This is a genomic window from Haloferax sulfurifontis ATCC BAA-897 (assembly GCF_000337835.1).
GTDB classification, from domain to species: domain Archaea; phylum Halobacteriota; class Halobacteria; order Halobacteriales; family Haloferacaceae; genus Haloferax; species Haloferax denitrificans.
In genome coordinates this window covers 1-23867 of sequence record NZ_AOLM01000007.1, presented here as the reverse complement: position 1 = coordinate 23867, position 23867 = coordinate 1, and the positions used below count along the sequence as shown (strand labels likewise).

The 23867-nt window shown below is 62.6% G+C and carries 36 protein-coding genes; 13 read left to right on the top strand and 23 right to left on the bottom strand.

Translation table 11 applies throughout. From position 1 onward, the window contains the following. Positions 1–207 precede the first annotated feature (207 nt). The 3 genes from C441_RS04260 to C441_RS04250 form a co-directional block, all read right to left on the bottom strand. The gene (locus C441_RS04260; RefSeq protein ID WP_007273969.1) at positions 208–1725 is read right to left on the bottom strand and encodes a hypothetical protein; all 1518 of its coding nucleotides are present in this window, start codon (positions 1723–1725) and stop codon (positions 208–210) included. A 268-nt stretch (positions 1726–1993) separates the two neighbouring features. Continuing rightward, positions 1994–2362, bottom strand: coding sequence for a helix-hairpin-helix domain-containing protein (locus tag C441_RS04255; RefSeq protein ID WP_007273968.1), 369 nt, complete (start codon positions 2360–2362; stop codon positions 1994–1996). Continuing rightward, positions 2359–3561, bottom strand: a complete 1203-nt coding sequence (locus C441_RS04250; RefSeq protein WP_007273967.1) for a tyrosine-type recombinase/integrase — start codon at positions 3559–3561, stop codon at positions 2359–2361. The genes C441_RS04255 and C441_RS04250 overlap by 4 nt, the downstream gene beginning before the upstream one ends. Positions 3562–3811: 250 nt before the next feature. Between C441_RS04250 and C441_RS04245 the strand changes: the two genes are divergently transcribed. Then, entirely contained in the window at positions 3812–5026 is a 1215-nt protein-coding gene (locus tag C441_RS04245; protein WP_007273966.1) for a helix-turn-helix transcriptional regulator, read from the top strand. Between the two features lie 128 nt (positions 5027–5154). On the opposite strand, the gene C441_RS04240 is transcribed toward C441_RS04245, so the two are convergent. Beyond that, positions 5155–5418, bottom strand: a complete 264-nt coding sequence (locus C441_RS04240) for a hypothetical protein (protein ID WP_007273965.1) — start codon at positions 5416–5418, stop codon at positions 5155–5157. 120 nt (positions 5419–5538) lie between these two features. On the opposite strand from C441_RS04240, the gene C441_RS04235 reads away from it, so the two are divergent. After that, positions 5539–5880 (top strand): helix-turn-helix domain-containing protein, encoded by a 342-nt coding sequence (locus tag C441_RS04235; protein ID WP_007273964.1) that lies wholly within the window; start codon positions 5539–5541, stop codon positions 5878–5880. Between the two features lie 57 nt (positions 5881–5937). Here the strand turns inward: C441_RS04235 and C441_RS04230 are convergent, their stop codons facing one another. The 6 genes from C441_RS04230 to C441_RS18940 form a co-directional block, all read right to left on the bottom strand. Further along, a complete protein-coding gene (locus tag C441_RS04230; protein ID WP_007273963.1) occupies positions 5938–6606 on the bottom strand; it encodes a ribonuclease H-like domain-containing protein in 669 nt (222 codons plus the stop codon). Between the two features lie 92 nt (positions 6607–6698). Continuing rightward, entirely contained in the window at positions 6699–7430 is a 732-nt protein-coding gene (locus C441_RS04225; protein ID WP_268237553.1) for a homing endonuclease associated repeat-containing protein, read from the bottom strand. A gap of 142 nt (positions 7431–7572) precedes the next feature. After that, on the bottom strand, positions 7573–9414 hold the full coding sequence (locus tag C441_RS04220; protein ID WP_007273961.1) for a transposase: 1842 nt from the start codon (positions 9412–9414) through the stop codon (positions 7573–7575). A 73-nt stretch (positions 9415–9487) separates the two neighbouring features. Then, positions 9488–9625, bottom strand: coding sequence for a hypothetical protein (locus C441_RS19690; protein WP_161618813.1), 138 nt, complete (start codon positions 9623–9625; stop codon positions 9488–9490). Continuing rightward, complete coding sequence (locus tag C441_RS04215) at positions 9622–10005, bottom strand: DUF7718 family protein (RefSeq protein WP_007273960.1); 384 nt, start codon at positions 10003–10005, stop codon at positions 9622–9624. Before C441_RS04215 ends, C441_RS19690 begins: the two co-directional genes overlap by 4 nt. Next, positions 10002–10265: a transcriptional regulator gene (locus tag C441_RS18940; RefSeq protein WP_229722762.1), complete on the bottom strand. Its 264-nt coding sequence runs from the start codon at positions 10263–10265 to the stop codon at positions 10002–10004. Before C441_RS18940 ends, C441_RS04215 begins: the two co-directional genes overlap by 4 nt. Positions 10266–10450: 185 nt before the next feature. On the opposite strand from C441_RS18940, the gene C441_RS04210 reads away from it, so the two are divergent. From C441_RS04210 to C441_RS04190, 6 genes are read left to right on the top strand one after another with little or no spacing between them, the layout of a single operon-like run. Beyond that, complete coding sequence (locus C441_RS04210) at positions 10451–10693, top strand: hypothetical protein (RefSeq protein ID WP_007273958.1); 243 nt, start codon at positions 10451–10453, stop codon at positions 10691–10693. Next, positions 10690–11103, top strand: a complete 414-nt coding sequence (locus C441_RS04205; RefSeq protein WP_007273957.1) for a hypothetical protein — start codon at positions 10690–10692, stop codon at positions 11101–11103. Before C441_RS04210 ends, C441_RS04205 begins: the two co-directional genes overlap by 4 nt. Then, positions 11093–11224, top strand: a complete 132-nt coding sequence (locus C441_RS20485) for a hypothetical protein (RefSeq protein WP_007273956.1) — start codon at positions 11093–11095, stop codon at positions 11222–11224. The genes C441_RS04205 and C441_RS20485 overlap by 11 nt, the downstream gene beginning before the upstream one ends. Positions 11225–11237: 13 nt before the next feature. Further along, the gene (locus C441_RS04200) at positions 11238–12098 is read left to right on the top strand and encodes a hypothetical protein (RefSeq protein ID WP_007273955.1); all 861 of its coding nucleotides are present in this window, start codon (positions 11238–11240) and stop codon (positions 12096–12098) included. Continuing rightward, on the top strand, positions 12095–12835 hold the full coding sequence (locus tag C441_RS04195) for a hypothetical protein (RefSeq protein WP_007273954.1): 741 nt from the start codon (positions 12095–12097) through the stop codon (positions 12833–12835). Before C441_RS04200 ends, C441_RS04195 begins: the two co-directional genes overlap by 4 nt. Beyond that, complete coding sequence (locus C441_RS04190; RefSeq protein WP_007273953.1) at positions 12832–13743, top strand: hypothetical protein; 912 nt, start codon at positions 12832–12834, stop codon at positions 13741–13743. Before C441_RS04195 ends, C441_RS04190 begins: the two co-directional genes overlap by 4 nt. An 86-nt stretch (positions 13744–13829) precedes the next feature. On the opposite strand, the gene C441_RS04185 is transcribed toward C441_RS04190, so the two are convergent. The 3 genes from C441_RS04185 to C441_RS04175 are packed head-to-tail and all read right to left on the bottom strand — an operon-like array spanning position 13830 to position 15993. Next, on the bottom strand, positions 13830–14516 hold the full coding sequence (locus tag C441_RS04185) for a homing endonuclease associated repeat-containing protein (RefSeq protein ID WP_007273952.1): 687 nt from the start codon (positions 14514–14516) through the stop codon (positions 13830–13832). Continuing rightward, positions 14513–14854: a hypothetical protein gene (locus C441_RS04180; RefSeq protein ID WP_007273951.1), complete on the bottom strand. Its 342-nt coding sequence runs from the start codon at positions 14852–14854 to the stop codon at positions 14513–14515. The genes C441_RS04185 and C441_RS04180 overlap by 4 nt, the downstream gene beginning before the upstream one ends. A 17-nt stretch (positions 14855–14871) precedes the next feature. Further along, the gene (locus C441_RS04175) at positions 14872–15993 is read right to left on the bottom strand and encodes a hypothetical protein (RefSeq protein ID WP_007273950.1); all 1122 of its coding nucleotides are present in this window, start codon (positions 15991–15993) and stop codon (positions 14872–14874) included. Between the two features lie 383 nt (positions 15994–16376). Here C441_RS04175 and C441_RS04170 point away from each other — a divergent pair, with 383 nt between their 5' ends. Next, positions 16377–17552 carry a Cdc6/Cdc18 family protein gene (locus C441_RS04170; protein WP_007273949.1) on the top strand — a complete coding sequence of 392 codons (1176 nt, stop codon included), beginning with the start codon at positions 16377–16379 and terminating at the stop codon, positions 17550–17552. 56 nt (positions 17553–17608) lie between these two features. Here the strand turns inward: C441_RS04170 and C441_RS04165 are convergent, their stop codons facing one another. The 9 genes from C441_RS04165 to C441_RS04135 all read right to left on the bottom strand — a co-directional run bounded on the left by C441_RS04165 (position 17609) and on the right by C441_RS04135 (position 20935). Next, positions 17609–18283, bottom strand: a complete 675-nt coding sequence (locus tag C441_RS04165) for a hypothetical protein (RefSeq protein WP_007273948.1) — start codon at positions 18281–18283, stop codon at positions 17609–17611. Positions 18284–18373: 90 nt separating this feature from the next. Continuing rightward, complete coding sequence (locus C441_RS04160; protein WP_049920430.1) at positions 18374–18625, bottom strand: hypothetical protein; 252 nt, start codon at positions 18623–18625, stop codon at positions 18374–18376. A 106-nt stretch (positions 18626–18731) separates the two neighbouring features. After that, the gene (locus C441_RS04155) at positions 18732–19121 is read right to left on the bottom strand and encodes a hypothetical protein (RefSeq protein WP_007273946.1); all 390 of its coding nucleotides are present in this window, start codon (positions 19119–19121) and stop codon (positions 18732–18734) included. A gap of 66 nt (positions 19122–19187) precedes the next feature. After that, positions 19188–19622 (bottom strand): hypothetical protein, encoded by a 435-nt coding sequence (locus C441_RS04150; protein WP_007273945.1) that lies wholly within the window; start codon positions 19620–19622, stop codon positions 19188–19190. Positions 19623–19693: 71 nt separating this feature from the next. Next, positions 19694–20008 (bottom strand): hypothetical protein, encoded by a 315-nt coding sequence (locus C441_RS04145; RefSeq protein ID WP_007273944.1) that lies wholly within the window; start codon positions 20006–20008, stop codon positions 19694–19696. Next, on the bottom strand, positions 20005–20130 hold the full coding sequence (locus C441_RS20480) for a hypothetical protein (RefSeq protein WP_268237552.1): 126 nt from the start codon (positions 20128–20130) through the stop codon (positions 20005–20007). The genes C441_RS04145 and C441_RS20480 overlap by 4 nt, the downstream gene beginning before the upstream one ends. Continuing rightward, on the bottom strand, positions 20127–20459 hold the full coding sequence (locus tag C441_RS04140; RefSeq protein ID WP_007273943.1) for a hypothetical protein: 333 nt from the start codon (positions 20457–20459) through the stop codon (positions 20127–20129). Before C441_RS04140 ends, C441_RS20480 begins: the two co-directional genes overlap by 4 nt. A gap of 73 nt (positions 20460–20532) precedes the next feature. After that, positions 20533–20688: a hypothetical protein gene (locus C441_RS19685; protein ID WP_161618812.1), complete on the bottom strand. Its 156-nt coding sequence runs from the start codon at positions 20686–20688 to the stop codon at positions 20533–20535. Between the two features lie 13 nt (positions 20689–20701). Next, the gene (locus tag C441_RS04135) at positions 20702–20935 is read right to left on the bottom strand and encodes a DUF7389 domain-containing protein (RefSeq protein WP_007273942.1); all 234 of its coding nucleotides are present in this window, start codon (positions 20933–20935) and stop codon (positions 20702–20704) included. Positions 20936–21082: 147 nt separating this feature from the next. Between C441_RS04135 and C441_RS04130 the strand changes: the two genes are divergently transcribed. Beyond that, positions 21083–21400, top strand: a complete 318-nt coding sequence (locus tag C441_RS04130; RefSeq protein ID WP_152420694.1) for a hypothetical protein — start codon at positions 21083–21085, stop codon at positions 21398–21400. Positions 21401–21418: 18 nt separating this feature from the next. Here C441_RS04130 and C441_RS04125 read toward each other — a convergent pair whose 3' ends face one another. Next, the gene (locus C441_RS04125) at positions 21419–21679 is read right to left on the bottom strand and encodes a hypothetical protein (protein ID WP_152420693.1); all 261 of its coding nucleotides are present in this window, start codon (positions 21677–21679) and stop codon (positions 21419–21421) included. Between the two features lie 242 nt (positions 21680–21921). On the opposite strand from C441_RS04125, the gene C441_RS04120 reads away from it, so the two are divergent. The 3 genes from C441_RS04120 to C441_RS04110 form a co-directional block, all read left to right on the top strand. Continuing rightward, entirely contained in the window at positions 21922–22239 is a 318-nt protein-coding gene (locus tag C441_RS04120; protein WP_007273939.1) for a hypothetical protein, read from the top strand. A gap of 186 nt (positions 22240–22425) precedes the next feature. After that, positions 22426–23301 (top strand): transcription initiation factor IIB, encoded by an 876-nt coding sequence (locus tag C441_RS04115; RefSeq protein WP_083874882.1) that lies wholly within the window; start codon positions 22426–22428, stop codon positions 23299–23301. A 221-nt stretch (positions 23302–23522) separates the two neighbouring features. Further along, on the top strand, positions 23523–23867 hold a 345-nt coding region (locus C441_RS04110; RefSeq protein WP_007273937.1), incomplete at its 3' end, for a hypothetical protein.

Here is a 23867-nt window from a genome sequence, read left to right as displayed (position 1 = left end):
CCATCAACGACGCAAGCGCCCAAGCACGCGCGTCTCACGGGATATACACTACAGTCATCGACCTATTGTTTAGAAATTGCTCACTATCGGACGCCGTGGCGTCGGCCGGGGCGGATTCTCGGGGGCAAACCCACTCTCAGGGAGGGACGGATACGAACGCGGGCGCGGTGACGGCGGTGACGGCGTAGGACAGACGTAGAAGTAGACTCAGCGGTCGTTCGCGTGCTGTTGGATGCGAGCGACGTTTTGGACGTACTCTCGGTCGGTATCGAACAGGGGGTCTTCGGGCCACGGCGCGTGGCCTTCGGGGACCTCCACGAGTGGCAACGCTGTTTCGTCGACGGCGTCGCGCGTCGAGCGCACCCAGTCGGCGAGGTCGGGGTCGTTGCGGAACTCCCTCAGCTCACGCAGGACGGGTTCGGCCTCGTCGAGCGCCTCGTTGTACCGGGTCGCCCAACTGACGACCGCGCCGATCTGTTCGTCGAGGCCGGCGTTGCGAATCGCGTCGCGGATGGTCGCGACCGTCTGCTCGCGCCACTCCTCGCGGGCCTCGGCGTTCTTCGCGGGGATGTCGGGGTCGATGTAGCGTTCGACACCCTCGCGGACGATGCGTTCGAACTCCTCGGGTCGGGCTTCGAGGGCGTTGAGTTCGGTCGCGCCCTTGCCCTTCCGGCGCTCCCAGTCGTCGACGAGCGTGTCGTACGCCCGGCCGCCCGTGCCCGTGTGTGAGGACTCTTCGATGGGCTTCCGCGGGAGGTCCAACTGTTCGACCTGCTCTTTGGTGAGCGCCAACTGCTCGATGGCGACGCGGTGGTCGACGTCGCCGCGCTCGTTGAGCCACGCCAATTTGCCACTCATTGCGGTCGACATGTGGTCCCCTTTTGCATCAAAATCTGACAGGTAGAGGATGACCGCGGGCTTCCCGGCGTCGTCGATGCGGCGGACGAGGTCGTGGGCGATAGTGAGCGACAGGTCGCCCTGCCCTTCGACGATGACGTTGACCCCGAGGGAGCGCGCGAGGTCGTGAATGTACTCGGGGAGCGTCTTTTCGGACCACAGCTCAAGATGGTAGGGCGCTTGCCGCGGCGCGTCGAGATAGAGGTCGTCTTCGATGTCGTCGACGACCGACTCGGCAACGAGGAGCGCGTAGTCGGTCGCATCGTCGAACTCGACGTTCTGGAGCGGTGTTTCGCCGCCGATACTCCGGGGGTCAAAGCCGAGAGAAGCCCGTTCCTCGGGCTTGGGAACACCGGGTGCGTCGATACCGGCCGGCGGCGACACCTCCTGCGTGTCCGCTGTTCTTCGGTGGTCGGAGTAGGTCGTGACGGTCATCTGGTCGTGTTTCTGGTCCTCGATACCGCCGAGCGGGATGGTCCCGAGGATGCGCGCGAGCATCGAACACTCTTCGAGGTAGTCGTAGCACCGCGACGTGTTCTTGTAGAGGTCCCACGAGCAGTTCGTCGGCGGTTCGATGTCTTCGCCGGCGCTCGCCATGTAGTAGTGGAGGCCGCGGACGTGGAGTCGGTCGGTCCCGATGGACTCGGTCGCCCGCTCCCACCACTCGGCGAACCACTCGGCTTTCGCGCGGTCGGCGTCGGTGCCTTTCCACATCGGGTCGCGGCGCTTGCTCTGGATGAGCAGGTCCGAGACGTCGACGCCGAGGTCGTCCGCCTGCGCGCGGACCCACGCGCGAAGCGCCGTCGGCTCTGTGGTGTCGTCAGTCACAGTCGATAGTCGGCGCAGAGTGCCATAAACCGACGCGAACGCACGGTGCGCGCGCATCGGCTCAGAAAGATGAGTCGCCGCACGGTGGGGTCGGTGGCCGGTCCTCGCCGGCCTCACGACCCGGCGGGATGTATGAGTCGAGTCAGGTCGTGGGTCGCGTTCCCGCCATCATCGCACGCCGAGCGGCGACCAACCCTATGTACCGGAGGCATATCAAGCGAAGCCTTCCGTGTAGAGTGAAAGTGAAGGATTCGGCGGAAGTGGAACTTCAAAGTGAGTCCTTCAGCGCCTCTGCGCGCGCATCGCCGACGTTGGGGACCGCCGTGAGTTCGTCGAGTGATGCGTTTCGAACGTCGTCAAGCGTATCGAAGCGGGCGGCGATGTCCCATGAAATCTGGTCGCCGATGCCAGACGTTCGTTCGACCGCCTGCCGGATGCGCTCGGCCTCCGGGTCTTCGATGACATCGAGTCGGCGTTCCAGCTCGCGCTCGTCGATTTTCCCCGTCGCGTAGAGCTGGTGGGCCCACTCTCTCGTACCCTCGTCGGGCGTCCGCCAGTCCTCGAACCGCCGATAGGCAGTCACAGCGCCCGCGGCGATGAGGATGGTGACGCCGACCCACGGGTCTGCGGCGGTCATGTGTCGGGTTCGACGTCGAGCAGGTCGCTCGCGCGCTCTGCGGTCTCCTCGGCTTCGATGTGCTGGTACGCCTGCCGGGTGGTCGAGAGCGACCGGTGCCGGAGCACGTCTTGGGCCACGCCACGGTCGTTCCGAAAGAGCGTGTCGCCGAGCCCGCGCCGCGCCCCGTGGGGTTTCAGCGCGTTCCCGTCGATAGCGACGCCCGCGGACTCACACAGCCGCTCGATGAGCCGGCGCGCGCCCTCGGTCGTGATGGCCGGCGGTGTGAGGTCGTGTTCGACGAGGAGTTCGTCGACGTCGCGCTCGGCGAGCAGGTCGTCGACGGCGTCCTCCCCGAGGTCGGGCACCAGCTCGTCGCGGACGGCGGCGTACTTCGACGGCGCATGGCCGGTCGGGAAGACGGGCCACTCGTCGCTCGGCGGGTCCGCGATGCGGTACCACCGCTTGAGCGCCGGCCTCGCGGGCCGGAGGATGGGCACCGTCTCCCACTCTTGGGACTTCCCGAGGACGCGCATGGTCTGCCAGTCGTCGGTGTCGACGTTGCGCCAGCGGAGGCCCTGCCGGCCCTCGCGACCGTCCGTGGTCGCGCGCACGACTTCGGCCCCTCGAACCCCGGAGTACGCGAGCACGTACACGAGCGCGCGGTCGCGAGCTTCGGCGACGGCGTCGCTTCCCTTCTCGTCGATAGCGTCGTGGGCGCGGTCGTCGACGAACTCGAGGAGCGCCGCGGCCGACTCTTCGTCCCAGAACTGTTGGTCGGCGCGGTCGGCGTTCGCGTCCGGGAGTGGTTCGCGTGCTCGGTTGGTGAGCGCGGGGTTGCGGGCGAGTTCGCCGTCGCGGACTGCGTACGTCAGGCAGGCGCTGACGACGTTGTAGTACGTCTCGGCGGTTGAGGCGCTGATACCGCCGCCAGAGACACGGCGCGCGAGGTACTGTGCGTAGCGGCGCATCATGATGGGGCCGCGGTCGCCGCCGAGGATGTCGAACTCGTCGACGTGCTTGTCGGCGAGCCACGCGTACCAGCGGGCGAGGATGCCGCCTGCGGAGGTCGCGTAGTAGCCGCGACCGGAGCTGTCGTCAGGGGCCTTCGACTTGGCGCGGACGTAGCGGTCGATGGCGAGCGCCACGTCGTTGCCGGCGTCGGCGGCGTCTGCGAGTCGGTTTCGAGGGTCTGAACCCCCGGAGTCAGGCGTGGACATGGGTCCGGCTTCACAGACAGCGGCGACCCCCAAAAAGACACGTGTGTTTATTGGTCTAAAACAAAGTGGGGCCAATTTTCCCTGATTCGCCCGCGTCGGCGCTCGTACCCCGCGAGAACAGCGTTTGACGGGGTTTGTATAGTGCATGTCGCTATACGAACTGCGGCGGCGTCTACGCATGCCGGGTGACACACTCCAGTTTACACACAGCGTAACCCTTTTGGAGTGGGTTACACATGTTGTAACCACGATGCAATCAGACAAGTCGCGGCCGACCGGCCCCGAGCGGATAGACAAGTACGAGGAACACGGTTTGTCGGGGAAGCAGGCGCGCGTCGTGGTGGAGAAAGAGCGCGGACGGACGGACGAAGAAGTCGCGGACGCCCTCGGGATGAAAGTCGGCACCGTCAAATCGCACTTGGCGCGGGCTCGGGCGAAGTACAGGGACGCGCAGGCGCTCGTGTCGCTGTTCGAGGAGAAGTACGACCCCGAGGAGGTATCGAGAATCCTGCTGTCTGGCGGCGAGTTCGTGACGCCACACGGCACGCTGACCGCCAGCGGGTGGGACACGATGCCGTCAACGGTGTTCGCGGAGTCGGATGCGAACCGGGATGTCGTCGACCGATGGGCGCTTGCCCCCGAGGACGAACCGACCGGACCGCTCCCGGACCTGACCGACCTGCTCGACGCGCAGGTTGACGACCGGATGCTCCCGGTCCTCGCGTGGTTCTACGCCGCGCCGTTTGCATCCGTGATTCGAAAACTCGGCGGTGGCTTTCCGGCGCTCAACGTCTACGGCGGCCCGGAGTCGGGCAAGACCGAGACGCTGGCGGCCCTCACGCAGATGTTCGGGTGGGATGGCACACCGTTCCCGGCAAGCAACACAACTGCGCGGCTGACGTTTGCGTTCAGCTCCTCTGAGTCGGCTCCGGTGTGGTTTGACAACTACAGCGGTGAGTGCGAACGGCTCCACAAGTACCTTCGGCTTGGCTACCGCGGAGGGACCGAAGCGCGGGGGAACGCCGATGGGACCGTGACCGAATACCAACTTCTCGCCCCCGTCGTCGTGTCCGGGCAGTCGGCGCTCACCGACCGGGCGTGTGAGACACGCGCTATCAGCACCGAGTTCGTCCCAGCGTCCACCAGAGACGAGGACTGCGCTGACGCGTTCGCGAGCGTCCGCGATGCCGACCTCCAGCGCCACGCGCTGACGTTCTACCAGTACGCGCTCACGCTAAGTGCGTCCGAACTCCTCGATGTGTGGGAACACTCGCGCCCACCGAGAGACGTCCGCGAGCAGGGGGCGTTGACCCCGGAGGAAGCGACGATAGTCGAGACGGTCAACTTCGGGCTGAACATCGCCGAGCGGTTTTCCGAGCGGGCTGACACCGGCGGCTTCGAGGTCGACGAGGCGACCAAGCGCCAAGCGCGGACGGCGGCCGGCGTCACGTTCGAATCGTCCTAATCGCCAGACGGGAGCCATTATAAGCACTTGTAGCGGTCCTGTCTGCGCTTCGAACCACCATGACCGTCGAAAGAAAGATGATAGTCGGGAGTCGATTCACCACCGCGAGACGCCCCTTGTGGGGGCTTCTACCTCGCGTTGAACGGTACGTCGCCGTCGTGGCTCTCAATCCACTCGACGGCGTTCTCCATTGACGAGAGACGCACGTAGCCAACACGCGGAGTCACGACGACGCCCTTCCGTTCGAGCGCGTTCAGCGCGTCCTTCGCGTCGCCCTGTGCGTGGGACGGAAGCCAGTTCGTCACGTCGTCGACGGCGACCGTCGACGCACCAACGAACTCCTTGCGCGCCATCTTCTCGACGATTCGGAGCTTGATTGCATGAAATTCCATGTTTTTCACCTCCTGTACTACCACATAGATGTTACACACTAATAAACCTACCTAACCTATGTTACAGCGGCGTAACTCACAGTAGCAAGTATTATAACACTCGTTGTCGTTGTATTACTCATGCCAGAACACACCCACGGTGAGGCCATCGACGAAGTGAGCGGGACGCGTTGGGAGGACCTTCTCGGCGACGGGTCGAAGCCAGCGATTCTCCTCGGGATGCTCGCACGCCGGCACGAAGACCTCAACAAGACCGACATCGCGAAGGCCGCCGACGTGACTCGGATGACCGTCGACCGGAACCTCGGCGACCTCCTCGACCTCGGCGTCATCAAGCCGACGCGGAAAGCCGGGAACGCGCAGATGTACCAGTTCGACGCTGACAGCCACGTCGGCGCGGCGCTCCTCGAACTCGACCGGGCGCTGATGCTCACCGCCGTCGACGACGAACAGCGTGAGTGAATCGCCCCGGAAAATAGCCCTGTTTTAGCGACCCGCGTCGCGCCGATCTGTTCGCGCCTACACGTCGACGGACGTCTCGGTCCCGAGATGCACGGGTTCGAAGTCGCGGCCGATGTCGGCGTAGTAGAGCGCGAGGTTCGCTTCTAAGTCGGTTCGAAGGTAGTGGTCGATGAGGTCGTGGAAGGCCGCCACGTCGTCGCTATCGGACGCGACCGCATCGAGGAACACCGGCCCGACCTCGCGGCCGAACAGCTTGTTCGTCACCGTGCGGCCGTTCCAGAGCGTCTTCGGCACCGGGAGGTCGTACGACTCCAGACACTCCTCCAGAGCCGGCCACTTTTCGCCCCGCTGGTCGGCGCGTTGCTTCCGGTCGGCGAAGATGTCGATATGCGTGTCGTCGCCGTCGAGTTCCGGACGTGGGTTGTCCTCCCCGAGACGGTACATCCGGTCGACCAGGAACTCCACGTCGAAGCCGCGGCCGTTGTACGTTACGAGGCCGTCGGCGTCGAGGCCGTTGAGATAGTCCATCGAGCGGGTGATGAGTGCCGGTTCGCCGTCGACGTCGCGATGGAACAGCTCGTACTCGGCTTCGCCGGCGGGCGCGCCGAGTTCGTGGTGGCCGATGCCGACGGACACGACCTCACCCCGCTCGGCGTCGTAGTGCGTCGTCTCGATGTCGAGTGTCGCGACCGTCCCAAACCCGTGGTCGTCTCGCTGAAAACGCATATCCGCCCAAGACTGTCTGCGATATTGAAGCTTTGTAGAACAGTTGGGTGGTTTCCCGACGTGCTCACCGGGATTTGGTGAGCATTTTCGAACTACTCGCTGTGGAGTATCGACACGTGCGGCTTAGAACGGTAGCCATGTTGAATCCACTCTGCGAGTTCGTCCCCATAGAACGTTCTCGTGAGCGGCGCTTCGAGGTCGGTTGGGGTTGTCACGACCTCCCAGATAGGCGCGAGGGCGTCGGTCCCAACACGGATGTCGACGACCTCGTACGAGAGCAGTGGCGACCACTTGTCAAGGATGAAGTCGCCGACAGATACCGGGTGCCGGGTGCCGCCGGCCGAGATGCTGACCCGGTCGATGCGCGGCGCGTCCGCACCACCAACCACACGGTTGACGTCCACTGCCGTCGACGAGCCTCGCGGCGTCCCGCCCGGACTTTGTCGGCGCGGCCGCAGACCCGCGAGCTTCAGTGCTCGATGCCAGCTCCCGAACCGTTGCTCGATGGTCGTGGTCCCGACTTGGCTCCGGGATTCGAACTCGTCGGTGGTTGGGGTTTCGGCCATCTCGTCGGCGACGCGCCGAATCTCTTTGAGGAGGTCCATATCGCCGTACTCGGGCGTGTAGCTCGGGCGGCCCTCGTTCGGCGTGAACCCCGCGGCGCTGACTGCGCCGTTCCAGGTATCGAAGTGATGCAGGATGGAGTGAAGCGACATCTCACCATGCTCAGATAGGTCTTCGACGGTCGGGGCCGCATCGCCGGGTTCGAGCCCCAATTCGCTCGCAACACGGCGAATCTCGTCGAGCACGTCTTCGCGAGTTATCGTCTTTCGAGGGTCAAGCCCCGCCTCGACGAGTGCCGCATCCCACGAGCCAAAAATTCGCTTATCAGTAGATGGTAGTACGGTTTCTTTATTCAGTTTCGCGTGTGAAACTGAAACGACTTCTCAACGCGCCCCGGCCCTGCTAAAATAACTCACCGAATACTTGTCTGGTTTCTGGTGGTTCGGTCGGGATGTCGAGGTCGTACGGGTCGTCCTCGATGGCCTGCATCAGCCGCCCCGCCGTGAACTGTTTGCCCTCGCTCAGGTCCACATCGAGTTCGTCCGCCCGCCGAATATTCGCTACCGTCCAGATGTTGTAGAGATGTGCCGCGAAGTTGAAGTAGAACGTCCGAACCACCGAATCCGGCGATGCCGACTTCGAGAGGAACTCCTCTTTGAGGACACGAAAGCCCGTTTCGATGCCCCAACGTCGCCGGTAGTCGCTGGCGAGTTCCTCCGGCGGCACCTCGCTCGGATCGATGTTCGTATAAAAGTACGTGTAGTCGTCCATCGGCTTCTCAGGCTTCGACTTGCGGAGTTTGGACTTCTTCTCGGACTTCACGCCGACCGCGTGGTAGTTGTCTTCGTCGAGGTCGCCGACGCCGTACGGGATGTACGACGACTCCATGTCCAGCCACCCCATCCCGTTCAAGAAATGCTTGATGTCAGAGCCGGACTTCCGGCCCTGCATCACCAACTCCAGCCCGAACTCGTTCACCGTCGAGATGGTGTCGGAGTTGTAGAACTCGGTGCCAGCGTCCAAGTAGACACGGTGAAGGTCGAGATACTGGTTTGCGAACCGGAGAAGCCGCCGGACGTACTGCGGAGCCTCCGACCGCTTCCTGACGGGAAGAACGAGTAGGATGAACGGCGTGTCCGTCCCAACGAGCGAGAGCGTGATGTACTTCCACGCTCTCGCGTAGTTCCGTCCCGGCTTCGTCCCGCGAACGTACTCGTCCGAGTCCGGGTCGCCGTAGTACGGCCAGTCCGTGATGTCGATGGCGACCTCTGCCCGGTCGGGGAAGTAGTCGTGGTCGGCGGCGATCTCGAAGAGCGGCTCGTTCGCCTCCATGAACATCTGCGTGATCTGCTCCCGCGTAGACTTCCGAATGTGGTAGATGAGCGTCTGTCCCGTGGGAATCTCCGACCCGTCGTACCACGGTTTGAGGTCGAGGTTCTCCGCCGCGTCGTTGACGAAGGCGTTGCCGTTCGCAGCGGCCACCAACACGCGCATCGCCGCGTCCTTCGAGACGCTCGTACTGGCGTCGCGCTTCAGCCGGATGTACTTGAACGTCTCCGAGCGCAGCTCGCGTACGAGCGTCTGGACCGGCGGAACGCCCTCGCCATCGGGTGCGATGGTGTCGGGCGTCGGGTTCCGCACCCAGTCCTCGTACTTTGTGTCCTGCCACTGGCGCACGAGCGTCTCGGTCTCACTCGCCAAGTAGTAGCGGCGCTCCTTGTCCATGCGTCCGGGCATCCGGTTCAGCGTGGATTGGCTCACCGAGTTCTCGATGTCGAGGGCGTCGCGGACGCGGGCCATGCCGATCCGGTCGGCGACGCGGTACTCGGGGAGTGGCGAGAGGTCCATGTACAGGTACACGCGCGTCGCTTCCTCGCCGTCGAGGTTCCGCGTGAGGTCGGCGTTGTCTCCTTTGTCCCAGTAGTGCGGAAACAGCCGTGTCTCGCCGATAGTCGCGGCGATAGGGTCAAAGATGTCTGCACCCGGCTCTCCCGTGAGGGAGTTCCGTTCCGTCCGCCACCGAACGCGGGATGCGCTATCGGCCAGCGCCTCCCACAGCGGCGGGATTTCGTAGTCTGCCGGGTTTCGGGTCGGGAGTTCCATGTAGCCCCACGGGTCGTCTGCTGGGCTGTCCGGGAGCTTCCGACGGGCCGCTCTGTAGCCCTTTCCGATTTCTGCCCTCTCTTCGCGTCGCCTGTTGATTTCGCCCTCCGTTTCGGGGTCGCGGTTCGCGTCTTTGTCCACACGCCCCGATGTCACTCATCCCCGATAAATCATGCCAGTCAACGCTACTATCGGCCCAAGAAGAAACTCAGAATCACTCGCCGCCGTCAGCGACCGGGCGCTTCCGGTAGTCGTCGGGGTCGCCACCAAGGTCTTCGGCGAGCGCGTCACGTAGCTCTTCGCCCTGTTTCTCCACCGCGTCTTGGAATTCTTCGAGTTCTTCGTCGGTCATCGGTTCCTCCTGATGTCGTGCCATTCCTCGAACCTCTTGATGTACCTTTCGCCGTGCTGGGTCAAGTGTTCTTCGGCGCTCGTGAGCGCGTCGTTCGCGGGCATCGGTGGGAAGATTTCCGGCGACCGAATCTTCTCGCCGTCCCGGTAGACGTCCATGTGGACGCCCTCGACAGTCACGTCATGGTCCTGTTCGCCCTCGGGGTCGTGGTCGAAGCGAACAACCTCCCGCCACCCGTCGTCAAATCGGTACTCCAGCTGAACCACGAACCGCGTCACCATCCCGTGGTCGTGGCTGTAGCCGATTCGACGCCGAACACGGAACTCCAGCGGTGTCGTGAACTCCCGGTCATAGTCTCGGGGACTGTCCTCGCCCCTCATTCATTTCCCTCAACCACATGCCAAACGAGTGCGCCACCAACTTTTCGACTCTCGACGCGGTTTTCGTCTTGCAGTTTTTTCAGCTTCTTGTACGCGGTGTCACGCGCACAACCGACTTCCTCAGCAACATCACTTGTTCCAGCCAATCCACCGAGTTCACGTATTGCTCTGAGCATCGCCTCTGCGGAGTACGTGTCGGTATATTGACCGCTCTCTTCATCGCGGTCTTTTCCGGGCATATCGTATTCTACATCGCCCATTATTCAAGTGGCTATTGGAGTCCGGACCTCATAAAACCATTAGTTGGTGAACGAATGGAAAGGCTTATACCATTATTCGATTAACTAATGGGTGTGGAAGCCCGGTCCCTTGGGACGTGACCCTTCGAGGAAACGTCCGAGTGGTTGGAACACTCGGACTGGGTTCCCCAGCAATTGAAGAACCCATGTCGAACGACGAACCCAGCGGTCAAAACGGCAACGGTAACGGTCTGCCTTCGGGCATCAGCAACCTCGCCTACAGCATCGAGGAAGCCCTTCACGAGGCAGAAACGAACGGTCTCCCCCGGCACGATGTCGCCGATCTCCTCGAACGCCTCGCTGAGTCGGTGCGGCAGGGCTACACCGAGATTCCCGAACACCGTGGATCGTGGTGGGAAGAAACGCACGATGAGGGGGGTGACGAATGACTTCGCGCCGTCAGTTCCTCGGGGCCGCCGCCGCTGTCTGGGGACTCCCGCACGGCGACCAACTCCGCCTCTACACCGACACGCCGCCGTCCGATATCAGAGACGGTGAGGGCGAGAAAGAGTTCCCGCGAGAAGTGCGTCACGAAGGTTTCTCCGGGTCGCTCACAGCCGAGAACTACAGTGATGAGGTGAACGTCTCCGTCGAGATGTACCCCAGTCAGACGGAGATTCCGGTTGCGCTGGAGGTGTTCTTCGGTGCCATCAACATGGGTGCGGCGATGGAGCCGGACGAAGCTCGCAAGGTCGGACAGTCGCTCATCGACGCCGCCAACGAGGTCGAAGAGTGGCGTGAATCCCACTGGGATGACCACATGATGAACCAATACGGCGGAGGTTCAGATGGCGAGTAACGCCCGCGTGACGGCTCGTATCGTCCGCACAGACGGTGGCGAGACCTACAAAGAGTACCGAGTCGGTGCGGTCGCCTACGGCTCCATCGAGGCGCTGGAGGCCGCGCTCGAAGCACGCTGAAACCCAAACACAAATGAAGACATCTGAATTCCGCGACGTGTTTGTCCGCATCCGCTCGGACCTACTCGTCATCGACGACAGCATCATGACCGACCGCCATCACGCCTCCAACGGCAACTACGAGGACAACGACCCGCAGAACCAGATCGGCGGCATCATCCCCGCGTTCAGCCTCTCGGGCTGGCTTCGCCACGGGATGGAGAAGGCCGTCCACGAACGCGACGGTACCGCCTGTCACCCCGGCGAAGCCAACGCCAACTTCCGCAAGGACGGCGTGTACTCGCGCGACCTCGACGCCGGGTATCACCCGAAAGGCGACTGCCTCGAAGACGAAGACGGCGACGGGTGCGTGATTCACGACCTCTTCGGCGGCTTCGGCAATCGCCCCGGCAAGGTGATGCGGCGGCCCATCAAGTTCTCGCCCGTCCGCTCCAGCGTGGACTACACGCGCGGACAGGCCGAAGGCCACTACCGCCGCCTGAACCGAAACATCGTCTCTCGCAACCGCGAGGACAACCGTGAACCGCTTCGGAACACCGAGGTAGACGCTGTAGCGAACCTCGACGGCGCGTGGCACCTCTCCTTTCGAGAGCCCAAACCCGAGTTCATCGCCCTGCTCGCTGAGGGCATCGACTACCTCGACGCCCACCAGACCGACTTCATGCACCAGCTGGGTGGCGCTCGGAACTTCGGCGGCGGGATCGTGGACTGCGAACTCGTGAACCCGCTCTACAACGAGACCGAACTCCGGCGAGTCTTCGACCGGGGCAAGGGCAACACGAAGAAGATGGACGCGAAAGACGACGAGTGGGCCGACGAGTACCTCCCCGAGTTCCAGTCGGCGCTCGCTGAGCGCGTGGAGGACGCCTCATGAGCGACGCGATGCTCACTGCGTACCGCCACGACGCCCACAAGTTCACTGGCGAGAGCCACGAGGACGCCCGCGAGGAGTTCGCTGGCGTTCCCGTGAACCAGTCGGTGCCTGAGGGCGCGGACGGCGATGCGGCGGCGCTCTCGCGTCCGCTGGACGTGCAGAAGCAGACTGTCCCGACGCACGCAGACCACTACCGGCTGTCCCTGCTCACCGGGGAGACGGTCTACGACCCGGAGACGTTCACGCGGACGACCATCGAGAGTGAAGTATCGAACCTCATCGCCACCGAGGACGCACAGGCCGCCCACGAGCGGTGGCTGGCGTCCGACGTGGCCGCCGCGTTCAGCGAAACAGTGTATCACCCGTACACTTCGCTGAAGTTCCACACGCTCCTCGTGGCGGCCCTGCTTGACAATTACCGCGACGGGCACGAGTTCGCCGACCTCCGGCTCATCGTGGACCCGGTGGGTGAGGTCGTCCCGTTCCGCACCGTCTTCGACGGCGATGAGTTCGCGCTCCGCATCGACATCGAGGACGGCGGGCGTCCCTCTGCCCGGCTCGGGAGTCGCCCGTGGCGGTCGTGGGCGTCGGCGTGGAACCGCCTGACGGCGCACCCGCTCGATACCGACCACGACAAGTACGACATGACGCTCGATGCGAACCTACGGCGGATGTGGTCGTGGAGTACCGCCCTCCAGTACATCGAGGACTTCGCCGCGTGGAGGCCCGACCGATGACGCGCATCCAGCAGGTCCTCTGGGAACTGCGGATGGACTACATCGGCCACCCCTACTACGTGAGCGGGAACGCCATCCTGCACGCTCTCGGCCAGCACCTCGATCCCGAGACGCACGCGGCGGTGTCGGCCAGTCACGGGGTGTTCGTGCCCGGTCAGTTCGGGACGTTCCCCGAGGAACACTCCCAGTCGGGCATTCGCCCGTACCTCGGGAGTGGCCTGCCAGACGTGGAGGCGTACGACGACCTGTTCCTTCAGCGGCAGGCGTCACATTCGTGGATGCTGGATACCCGCGCTCGGGACGCACTGAACACGCACGATCTCCGCGTTCACGGCGGCCACCCCGTGCTGGCTCACGAGACCATCATGGGGCGGCGGCCCGACCAACGCAAGGACCGCCAGACGACGAAGTGGTACGTTCACGCCTACCTGCACGCCGATGACCCGACGGTACTCCCGCTCGGCGAGGACGTGCTGGAGGGCATCCAGTTCGGCGGTAAGCGCAACTACGGCTACGGCGAGGTCGCGCTGAAAGACACCCAGATGGTGGACCTCGATGAACTGGACTACTCGCGGCTCGAAGGCGCGGAGACGTACCTCATCGAGTTGGTGACACCGTTCGTCCTCGAATCGGAGTACCCGGACACGAACGACCGGCCTGTCCCGTGGTGGTGGGCGGAGAACCGCGACGACCTGCGGCTCCGTGAGGAGAAAATCCTCGAACAGCGTGAGGTGTTCCGCCTTCAGACGGTTGACCACGGACAGGTCGTGAAGTACCTCGGAGACCGCCCGGTGGAGACTGCGAAGAACGGCCTCACGCGGGTCGGCTCACACTCCCGATACGGCTTCGGCGAACTCCGGGTGAAGCCGCTCGGTGAACAGTATCAGGAATCAGAGAAGAAGGACTGATTACGCTCGTGAGTAAATTCGAGAATGACGATGAATCGCCCGACAAATATTCGCGGTGCAGACTGAATAAAGAAATCGTATTACCATCAACTGTTATAGACGTTGTATGAATGCGGCCCACGATGTCTCATGTCGCGAATTTTGACCGACGCGGTCGGTCCCCTGCCGCCGTAGTTCGCGAACTCTCGAAGCTCCTCGATGAGTGTCCGGCGGTCAAAATCAGCCAGTTGGCTGTCGCGAGAGAGTCCGAGTTCGCGGAGCGCGCTTTTCCAGCCCCCGAACCGCCGTTGATAGACTGTCGTCCCGTACCGGCCGCGCTCGTCCATCTCGTCGCGCGTCGGGACGCGGCCCAACTCCCGCGTCAAATCGGCGAGTGCTTCGAGCAGATCGTCATCGTCGGGCGCGTCGATGTTCGAGCCGGGGTTCGCATCGAATCCTGCCGCGCGGACGGCCTCGTTCCACGTCCCGAAGCGGTCTTGGAACGTCCAGACGTGCGGCAGGTCCTCCGCGTCATTCACGTCGCCGACAGTGGGGACGCGGTCGAGGTCGTCGGCAAGGTCCCGAATCATCTCCGTGAGGTCGTCTTCGGTGAGCGGGCCAGCTCGAAATCCGGCCGCTTCGAGCGCCTCGTTCCAACTCCCAAACCGGCGCGTGTACGTCTGTGTACTTGGCGTCGCGGGGTGGGCTTGGTTCTCCGCCGCCGTGGGTTTCGACCCGAGTGTCTCGGCGAGGTTCTGGAGTGCCCGAATCAGGTCCTCGTCGGTGTACTTCATGTGCTCTCAGCCTCCTTGAGTTCCATCGCACCCTCGGAAACCGCATCGACAATTTCCGACAGGTGGGCATAGCGTGGGCCATCGACCCCCGTCGTCGTCAAGCACGCGACCCAACTTAGCTCTCCAAGAGTGTTCGTGACGGGGTGAAAGCCCTCGAATTGAAAGTGCCGGCGGTTCTTCGGAACCGACTCGAAAACCCGGCCCTCGGAGGCGAGAACGGTCCCCGTCCCGATGGAGCGCTGACGTCCGTCGACGATGATGCGAATCTCTTCCGCGAGGACGTCCGTCCCGGTCGTACCGATGTCGTAGTCGTCGAGAGTAACTTCTGCGAGTGTCATGGCAGTTGTCTGGCGAGTTAGTGTAGCGGCTTCACGAGTTCGACCGTGCGCTCGGCGGTCGCGAGCTTCTTGTCAAAGATGCGGGCGAAGACCGTCCCGACCTGCGACTTCGAGATGTCGAGCGCGTCGGCCGTCGCGCTGTGGCTCAGACCGGACTCTTTGAGCGCGTAGACCTCGGCTTCCTGTTGGGACAGCATCGTGTGCTCGGCGAGGAAGTTCGCCCGGCAGTGGTTGCACAGCGTGTCCTTGCGGTCGGGCGCGAAGTTGTTCGTCGGGCGCTGGTCGACGTAGACGCCGGCGTCGTGCTCCGGGAACGCGCCGCACTCGTCACACGTCGCGAGCGCGTCGTCGAGCAGGTCGTACTCGGCCCCGAAGTCGCCCGTGTGGTTCGCGTAGACCCACTCGCGCAGAGCGGAGTCGTACTGGTCGCGACGACCGCCCGTCTCGTAGAGTTGCTTCGACATCGACCACGTCTCGCGGCGCTCGTCGACGAGCGTGTCACTCTCGACGTGCCGGGCCTCGGAGTCGACGATGATGGCGTCGCGGTCCTCGTCGGTCATGTCGTCGGGGATGGCGCAGTACGTCCGCGTGATTTTGAGCGTCCCCTTGTCGCCCGTGACGGTCGCGATGGCCTCGGCGTTGTAGTTGAACGGTTGCTTGTACCCGAGGTCGTGGCGGATGCGCCACGCAACGTCGACGTCGCCCGCCGAGTCCTCCGGCTCGGCCTTCTGGATGAACACGCCGTCAGCGGTGCTCAGGGCGTTCACGGCCTGTTGCTTGCCGTAGCCGGTGAGCTTGCGCCCCCCGAACGACTTGAACTGGCGGTCGTGAGTCCCGCCGAGAATCGACGACAGACTGTTGAGCACGTGTTCGTCCGCGTCGATGTCGTTGCGAATCTCTTTGGCGACGTCGTTCCAGAGGTGCCCGCCGTCGAGCACGACCAGCGTCGACTCGTCTTCGGCGACGGTCTGCGAAGCATCCTCGCGAATCTCGGCGACGTAGTGCGAGAGGTCGTCCTGCGCGGCGGTGAGGACGGCGTCGACAACTGCGGTCGTGGTGTTGTGCATCTCGGCGAACTCCGCGACGACGTCGGCGTTGATGGGGTGGCTGTCGTTCGAACCGTTGTGGCTTTCTTCCATACAACAACATTTGTTGCACCCATAATAAGTGTTCCGATTGTGAGTGCAACAGATAGTGTTGACCACCCATTCCACTGTTCTTGTTATTTATATACCCCCCCCACCCCACTTTTCCAGTGTTCTTCTCTCTCGGGTGGGTGGGGGTGTGTTGAGCGGACTTGTCCTCGGACGGTAGATTATATCTTTTGGTCCCGGCAAAATGCTGTTGGCGAGACGGAAACCAGACTCTCGCCGCGACTAACAGTGGAAAACCGGGGTGAGGGGAGTATATAAACAACAGGAACAGTAGAAACAGTGGAACGGGTGGTTTTATGTGAATCTCACGTGTGAGTGAGAATAGGTAGTCTCCGACACGGGGTCGGAGAAAGAGAGATGACACGACGATGTCCGACAACATATTCTCAGGTGTGAACCAGTCGGTGTTCGACGACCGTAGTGTGCTGTCCGAGGACTACACGCCCGAGCGCATCTTGGAACGTGACGACGAAATCAAACAGTACCGCGACGCCCTCGCGCAAGCGATTTTCGGCGATGCCCCGAGCAACGTCATGGTCTACGGGAACACGGGCGTGGGAAAGACCGCCGTCACCGATTTTGTCTTGGACCAGCTCATCGAAGCGGCGGCCGAGCACGACATCCAAATTGACGTTCTCAATGTCAATTGTAACGAATCGTCCGCGTACAACGTCTCACGCAAGCTAATCAATCAAATCCGGGGCCACAACGAAAAACAGTTCCCGAAGACCGGACTCTCGACGCAACTCGCCTACGAAACGCTCTACGAGGAGTTGCACAGTCTCGACGGCGATGTGGTATTCCTGGTCCTCGACGAAATCGACCACATGTCAAAGGCCGATTCGTTTCTGTACGACCTCCCTCGCCAAGCATCCGATACGAGCGACGAGAACCTCCCGCTGACGTTGATCGGAATCGCGAACAACTTCGCGTTCCGCCAGACGCTCTCTGCAAAAACCAAGTCGACGCTCCGCGAACGTGAACTGAAGTTCCCTCCATACAACGCAAACGAACTCAACTCAATCCTATCGGACCGCAGGGACAAAGCGTTCGTCGACGGTGCTGTTGAGGAGGGCGTCATCGAGTATACGTCGGCCCTTGCGGCACGCGATTCGGGGAACGCTCGCCAAGCACTCGACCTGCTCGACGTCGGCGGCGGGCTCACGCTAAGCGATGGGCGAGACACCGTCACCGTTGACGACATCGACGCCGCGAAAAAGCAGATTGAACGGGGCGAGTTGGAGAGTAGCCTGACCACAATCACTGAGCATCAGCAGATAGTGCTCATAACGCTCGCGCGGCTCGAAGAATCGGACAAGACGCCAGTCCGAGTCAAACGTCTCTACGACTCGTACGAGCGCGTCTGCGAGGAGATGCGGAAAGACCCACTCACCACGACGCGGGCTATCCGGGACCACCTTGGAGAGTTGGCGATGCAGGGCTTTGTCGACCACTACGAGCGCAACAACGGCCGTCGCGGAGGTCGGTACAACGAGTACGAACTTGCCATTCGTCCGAAGTTCGTCTTCGAAATTCTCGACTAACGTCGGAAACGTCGGGTGTGTTTTCGGGAGAATCAGTCTCGTCGGGACCGACGGGTTCACACCCACCCGTTGAGCGCGGTCTGGCCGGCGTCGTCGACGGCGGTCTGGTCGGCGTCGGTCTCTTCGGTCGCGTCTTCGAGGGCTTCGAGGTAGTGCCAATAGCCGTTCTGGAAGATGCTGGTCGTGTCGCACGAGTCGAAGCCCGCGCGGTAGGCCCACACGAGTCCGCCCGCGCCGCCTGGATTTCCAACGTGCGTTCGGAGGTCGCGGTCGCGGGCCTTCGCAACGATCTGTTCGCCGAACGCGCGCTTCCAGCGGACCGGGCCGCCGACGAACACGCCTTGGCACCCGGCGATGGCGTCGAACTGTTCGTCGAGCGGGAGGCCCGGCTGGAGCACCCAGTAGCGCATCAGCTCGCCCGAGCGAAGCGGGAGCGGGCGTTCGTAGAGCCATTCGAGGTGGCGGCGGACGGTCGCCTCGGCGTCGCCGTAGACGTCGGGCATCACGACGAAATCGGGGTCCATCGGCATCTCAAGCATCGAGCGCTCGATGGCGTTACACCACGCGTCGCCGTCGAAGTCGCCGGTGTATGCCCCGTTATCGAGGAAGTAGTGCGCGTCGTGGGGCGTCATCTTCGCCGGCGTCCACCCGTAGCCGTGGGAGTGCGACGGCGCGTGTTCGCGGGCCTTCCGGAGGTTGTTCGGCGACCCACCGGTGTAGTACAAGCGCATACTGACGTAGGCGCGGCCTCGTACTTAAGCTCGGGACTGGCGGCCTCGACGACGAGTCAAAAAGTAGGTCTTGGGTTGCGTGGCGTGGGATTAGTCGGACGGGACCGCGGCGGGCGCACCCCGCTTCCGAAGGACCGAATCGAACGTGTCCGTCCAGACGAGCGAACCGTAGATAGACAGCTCCTCCTGAGAACCGTCTTCGGCGTCAATCTCGTAGACGGACACGACCTCATCGCTCGCGTCCGCTCGGGCGAAGATGGTCCCATTGCCGACCATCTTGCAGTCTCCTCCCTCAATTGCCTCTATGGCGAAGGATAGCCCCAGTTGTTTTCTATCTGCCATACTGTCTTTCGAGTCAATCAACCGTGATAACTGTTTGCCATATCAAACCGCTAATTAAGCCGCGTTGTCACTTCTACTAGTCGAAATCGTTAGATGAGAAACAGAATCAGATGGGTTGGAACACAATCATGTCGTCGCCCGCGAGGACGGTGAGCTTCATCGGATTTTTCCCATCCGAGCGCTCCCGGACCTCCTCGGGGTCGAGGCCCAAGTCTTCGAGCGCTCGTTCGGGGATGTTCACGCGATAGCTTTCCCCGCTCTGATTTCGCTTGACATGGATTTTCCGCGTGTTTTTGTCCACGACCTCGTCGGCGTCGTCCGCGGTCCACATACCGGGGAGGACGCCCATGTCTTCGATTGCGTGGATGTCCAAGAACAGCGACCCGCCGCTCTTGTCGATTCGATTCATCGCTTTCGTTATCGCAACCGTGTATGCGCCGCCTTGGTATCTGATGGCCGCGAGGTCAACGGGTTCGATTTGTATGTCTTCGGTCATAGTGGAACTCGCACGTCCTGCCGACGCGCGCCATGACTGACTAATAGTCACGCCAGTTGAAATATGTTACGCCACTGCCGGAACTGCCACTCCGTCGGCGAGGAGGACCACGAGACGGCTCACTTCGACCGTGAGCGTGCCGTCGTCGAGGACGGCGACCCACGCACCGCGCCGTTGCCGAATCGACGAGACGCGGCGCTCGGTAGCTGGTGAGTCCTCGTAGGTGTAGCGGACCCCGACGACCGCGGTCGCGAGCGCCGCGGGGACGCCGTTCGTGCCGGTGTCGTGGTTGAGGTTCGGTTGGCGGCGCGTCCGAGCTTCGACCGAGCGGAGGGATAGGCCGTCGTGGAGTGAGCATGTCGCGGTCTCGGCGGTTCGTTCGACGAACCCGAAGGCGAACAGCTCGGTTTCGACGTGGAGCGTCCGGTCGTGGCGGTCGGCCCACTCGAACGTCAGCGGGTGGGACGTCTTCGTGTCGGGAGTTGTGAGAGCGTTTCGCATAGATGCACCGGGCGTTTCCGCCCGGTCACTTTACCCCCGGAATCGGTTAAAAATCGTAGTGTCGTGGCCCGTTACTGCTGTGCGGGCTTGATGTCGATGTACTGGCGTTCGGGGTCGTCAACGACCCCATCGACGATGCGCGTCGCTTCGACCGCGGACACCACCGGGTCGCCCGACTTGAACGGTCCCGAACGCTTGTAGCCAGACATGAGCGCGAACGTGTTGCCCACGATGATGATGCACACCGTGTCCTCCCCGGTGATGCCGGACGGCGAGAACACGCGCGTCCGGGTCCGGGTGAGCTTGACGTACTCGGCCATGTTGGCCACGGTCCACTCGCTATCGTCGTCGAGCAGGTCGCGGGCGCGGTCGGCGACGGCCTTCATGCCGGCACCTCCGGGGCGTCGACGAGGACCGTGCCGCGCATCGGGCACAGCCCGAGCGTGTAGCCGTCTTCGTCTACCGTCGTCGCGTGGTCCATCTCACAGATGTCGCACCAGAAGGTCATTTCTGACCCCGCGAGCGGACGCGCTTGAGGAGCAGGGGGTCGATGCGGTCCTCGGGGAAGTCCTCGGGAATGTCCCGAATCCCGAGCGCGAACGCCGCCCGGCGCTGGTGCTTGCACTTCGCGCGGCGGAAGTACGAGTCGTCGCAGTTGCATTGCCCCTCAACGAACGACACAATGTACTGCGTCGAACTGGAGTAGACGGCGGCCTCCGAGTCGCTCCACGCGTCGGGGTCTTGGGCGTACACGGTCATCCGCTCGGTCAGGGCGCGCACCGTGCGCGGTTCAAACGAGTCGAGTTCGTCAGATTCGGTTGGGTTTGGTTCTGCCATAGATGCTTCAGGGGCTTTCGCCCCGTGTATGACTAATAGTCACACCACAATAAAAATGTTTCTATTTGGCCGGCTACCTGATGCCGAATAACTCGGCGAGCAGGACCGAACCCAGTCCAATCGTGACGCCGGCGGCGACCGCAAACACGACCGATAGCGCGAGCGTCAGGACCGCGAGCGACCAGTCGGGAACGCCGGACGTCAGTTCGACCGCGAAAGAGGCGTCCACGGGCTCCCCCGACCTATTCGTCGGCGTCGGGTTGGAACTCGCGGGCGTCGCCGAGACTCTCCTTGACGAGCGCGATGAGCTGGTCCTTCTCGCCCTCGACGTCGTCGAGCGTCGGGCGGGCGAGGGTCGCTTTCACGCGGTCCTCGTTCCGCGTGCCCGTGCCGCGCTTGGAGCGCACTTCGAGCGCGCAGTAGCTACCGTGTTCTTCGACCGATGCTTCGATTTCGTCGTTGTGGTTCTCTGCCATAGATGCTTGGGGGCTTCCACCCCCTGTATGACTAATAGTCATCTCCCAACTTATACCTTTCTATACACCACGGCCACTTGGCATAGGAAGACTTAAGACAGATGGTGACTATTAGTCATATACGGGGCGAAAGCCCCGAGACAACCAATGGCTGGTACCCCAACCAAAGAGCAAATCGAAGCCGGTTCCACTATGGACCGGTTCGACGCGCTCACTGACGGATTGAAACAAGGCGCACCCGGCGACGAGTTCGCCATGAGCTTCAACTTCGGTGAAGTGACCCTCGTCATCACCGTCAAGAAGGTCGCTAACGGGTTCTTCCTGTCGGCCTACAACGCCTCGAACGACGGCAAGTGGGTCACTGGTGACCTCTACGAGCACAAGAACCCTCTGCGTGCCGCGCTCGCCGAAGCGGTCGGCGACGCCGTTGCCGAGCACCTGAGAAAAACCACCCTGTTCGAATAGCGAACCGGGAACTATTTTTTAGCCGTCATCACTGAGCAGTTCGTCTGGGACGTCGAGCATGGCTTTGTCGGCGGGGTCGTCGCGGTCGCGAGCGGCCGCAATATCGTACACGCGTTCGAGCGCTCGCACCAGCTCGTTCTCACGGTTAGCCATGTAAATCGGCGAGTTCCCCGCGTCGCCGACCTTCTTGACCGCACCGAGGTCGATGAGGTCTTCGGCGTTGTCGTACCACGCGTTCTTGCTGAGGCCAGCGGTTTCACAGATGTCGGTCGGATTCATCGGAACGCGCGCGTCCAGTAACGCGCGGAGAATCGACACCTTCGAAACGGGCGTCAAGAGCTTCTCCAGAGCGTTTTCGGAACTTCCACCGCCGTCATACTCCAAATCCATTGCCATACTCTGGATTAGTTGTCATGCCACATAAGCCGTTGGTTCAAAGAAACAGCACCGTTTGCCGCAAAGTATTGTCCCGACCAACTAAACCAAAATATTTATTAATCTCGTATGACTATTAGTCACTAATGGAGGTGAAACAGATGGATTCAGAATCCGAAGACAAAGTTCGGGCAACGATACTTGTCAAAATGCACCGTGAAGGCTTCTACAAGCCGCGAGCGGTCGGTATCGGCACTATCGCTTCGCTCGGCATCCCGTCGAATCTTCGCGCCGACGCGGAGGACATCGCGAAGGACATGGCCCAATCGACGGCCTATCCGGTCGTGTTCAAGCGATTCGGTCGGAGTATCATGCTCCGCGAGAACTCGCAGGAATGGGTGGCCGCGGCGATTCGAAGCCACGGGGGAGATTCGGCCGTTCCGTGGGACCTCAGGCGGTTCTAACCGCCGGCCGCGGCGTATAGCACGCGACTGTTGAGGCAGTCGCGAACCATCCCCATTGGGGATTTGCCGCCACCGTGTGTAACTCTTGCTCGACGAGCGTCGGCTTTGATGGCCCAACACAACCAAAGGACTTATTACAAAGTGTGACTATTAGTCATATACGGGGCGAAAGCCCCTGAAGCATCTATGGCAGGAATCCACTACCCAACTCGAACCGTTGCATCACCCACGACCACGTGCCCCGACTGCGGCGCGACCCCCCGTCAGATGGGCCACGAGGTCGTCTGCCCCGAGTGTTCGGCGGTTATCGAAGACTCCGCGTTCGACCACGGCCCCCAGTTCAGCGGCACGCGCGAGGAGATTCGCAAAGAGTCGCGCGTGGGAGCGCCGACGACGATTCGCCGCCACGACCGAGGCTTCGGGTCCGAAATCTCGTACCAGTCGGACAACAACTCGCTTGCGATGCACCGGATGCGCATCCAGCACAAGCGGGCGAAGGTCGAATCGAAGCGTCAGCGATGCCGGATGTTCGGCCTCGGCGAAGCCAAGCGCGTCGTGCAAGCGCTCGACGGCGGCGACGATGTCACCGACCGGGCGTGCTACATTTTCCGCGCGGCACACGACGCCGACCTCGCGAAAGGCCGGAGTCTCGAACGCCTCGCGACCGCCGCGGCGCACATCGCGCTCCGCGAAAACTCCATTCCCCGCTTCGCTTCGGACTTCGACGAGGTCGCGCGTTGCGACGCCGAAGCCGTGATTTCGACCGCGAAGGACATTCAGCGCGAACTCGACAGCATCGCGGTCCCGCCGCTAACGCCCGCGGACCACGTTCCGGCCCTCGCGTCTGAGTTCGACATGAGCAACGACGACGAACGCCGTGCGCTCCGCATCGCTATCGACGCCGTCGAGGACGGCACCGCGTCCGGTCGCTCGCCGAGCGCGTTCGCCGCCGCGTGTGTCTACGCCGTCCAACCGGAGCTGACGCAAGCCGCGGTTGCCGACGCCGCGGAGACCTCCGTCAACACGCTTCGTACCCACTGGAAGGTGATTCGAGACTTCTAAAACGAATTGTTGACACGTCCGGCGGAACTGGTATTCTGACCGGACGTGTAGACGACCCGGCAACCTATAGTTCGGCTTAGGATTGCACGGACTGCGACTGTACAACTGTTGTTGTGCGTATTATGTCTTTGGCCCCGGCAGTTCCATCAACACCCCAACAAAACACTTATTACAACAACTGACTATTAGTCATACACGGGGCGAAAGCCCCTGAAGCATCTATGGCTACCAACACCCCACACAACGCGGCGGAACCAGACCACCGAGTCACCGACCCCGTCACCGACGGCGGCCTCGCCTCAATGGAGGCACGGTTCGCCGGGCAAGTTCACAACGTCTGTCTGAAACTCGGCGTCGACGAAGACACCGCGTCAGAGTTGGCGCTGTCGCTCGTCTCTGACGGCGTACTCGCCGACGACACCGCGGCCATCGCCGATGCGCTCGACCGCTTCGACGTCCCGCACGACGCCCGTGTGGCCGCGCTCGCGGTCGTCGAGGAGCGCACGATGTCCCGTGGCGAACTCGCGGCTATCTCGAACGAGCTGACGCGCGGCGACGCCGTCCGC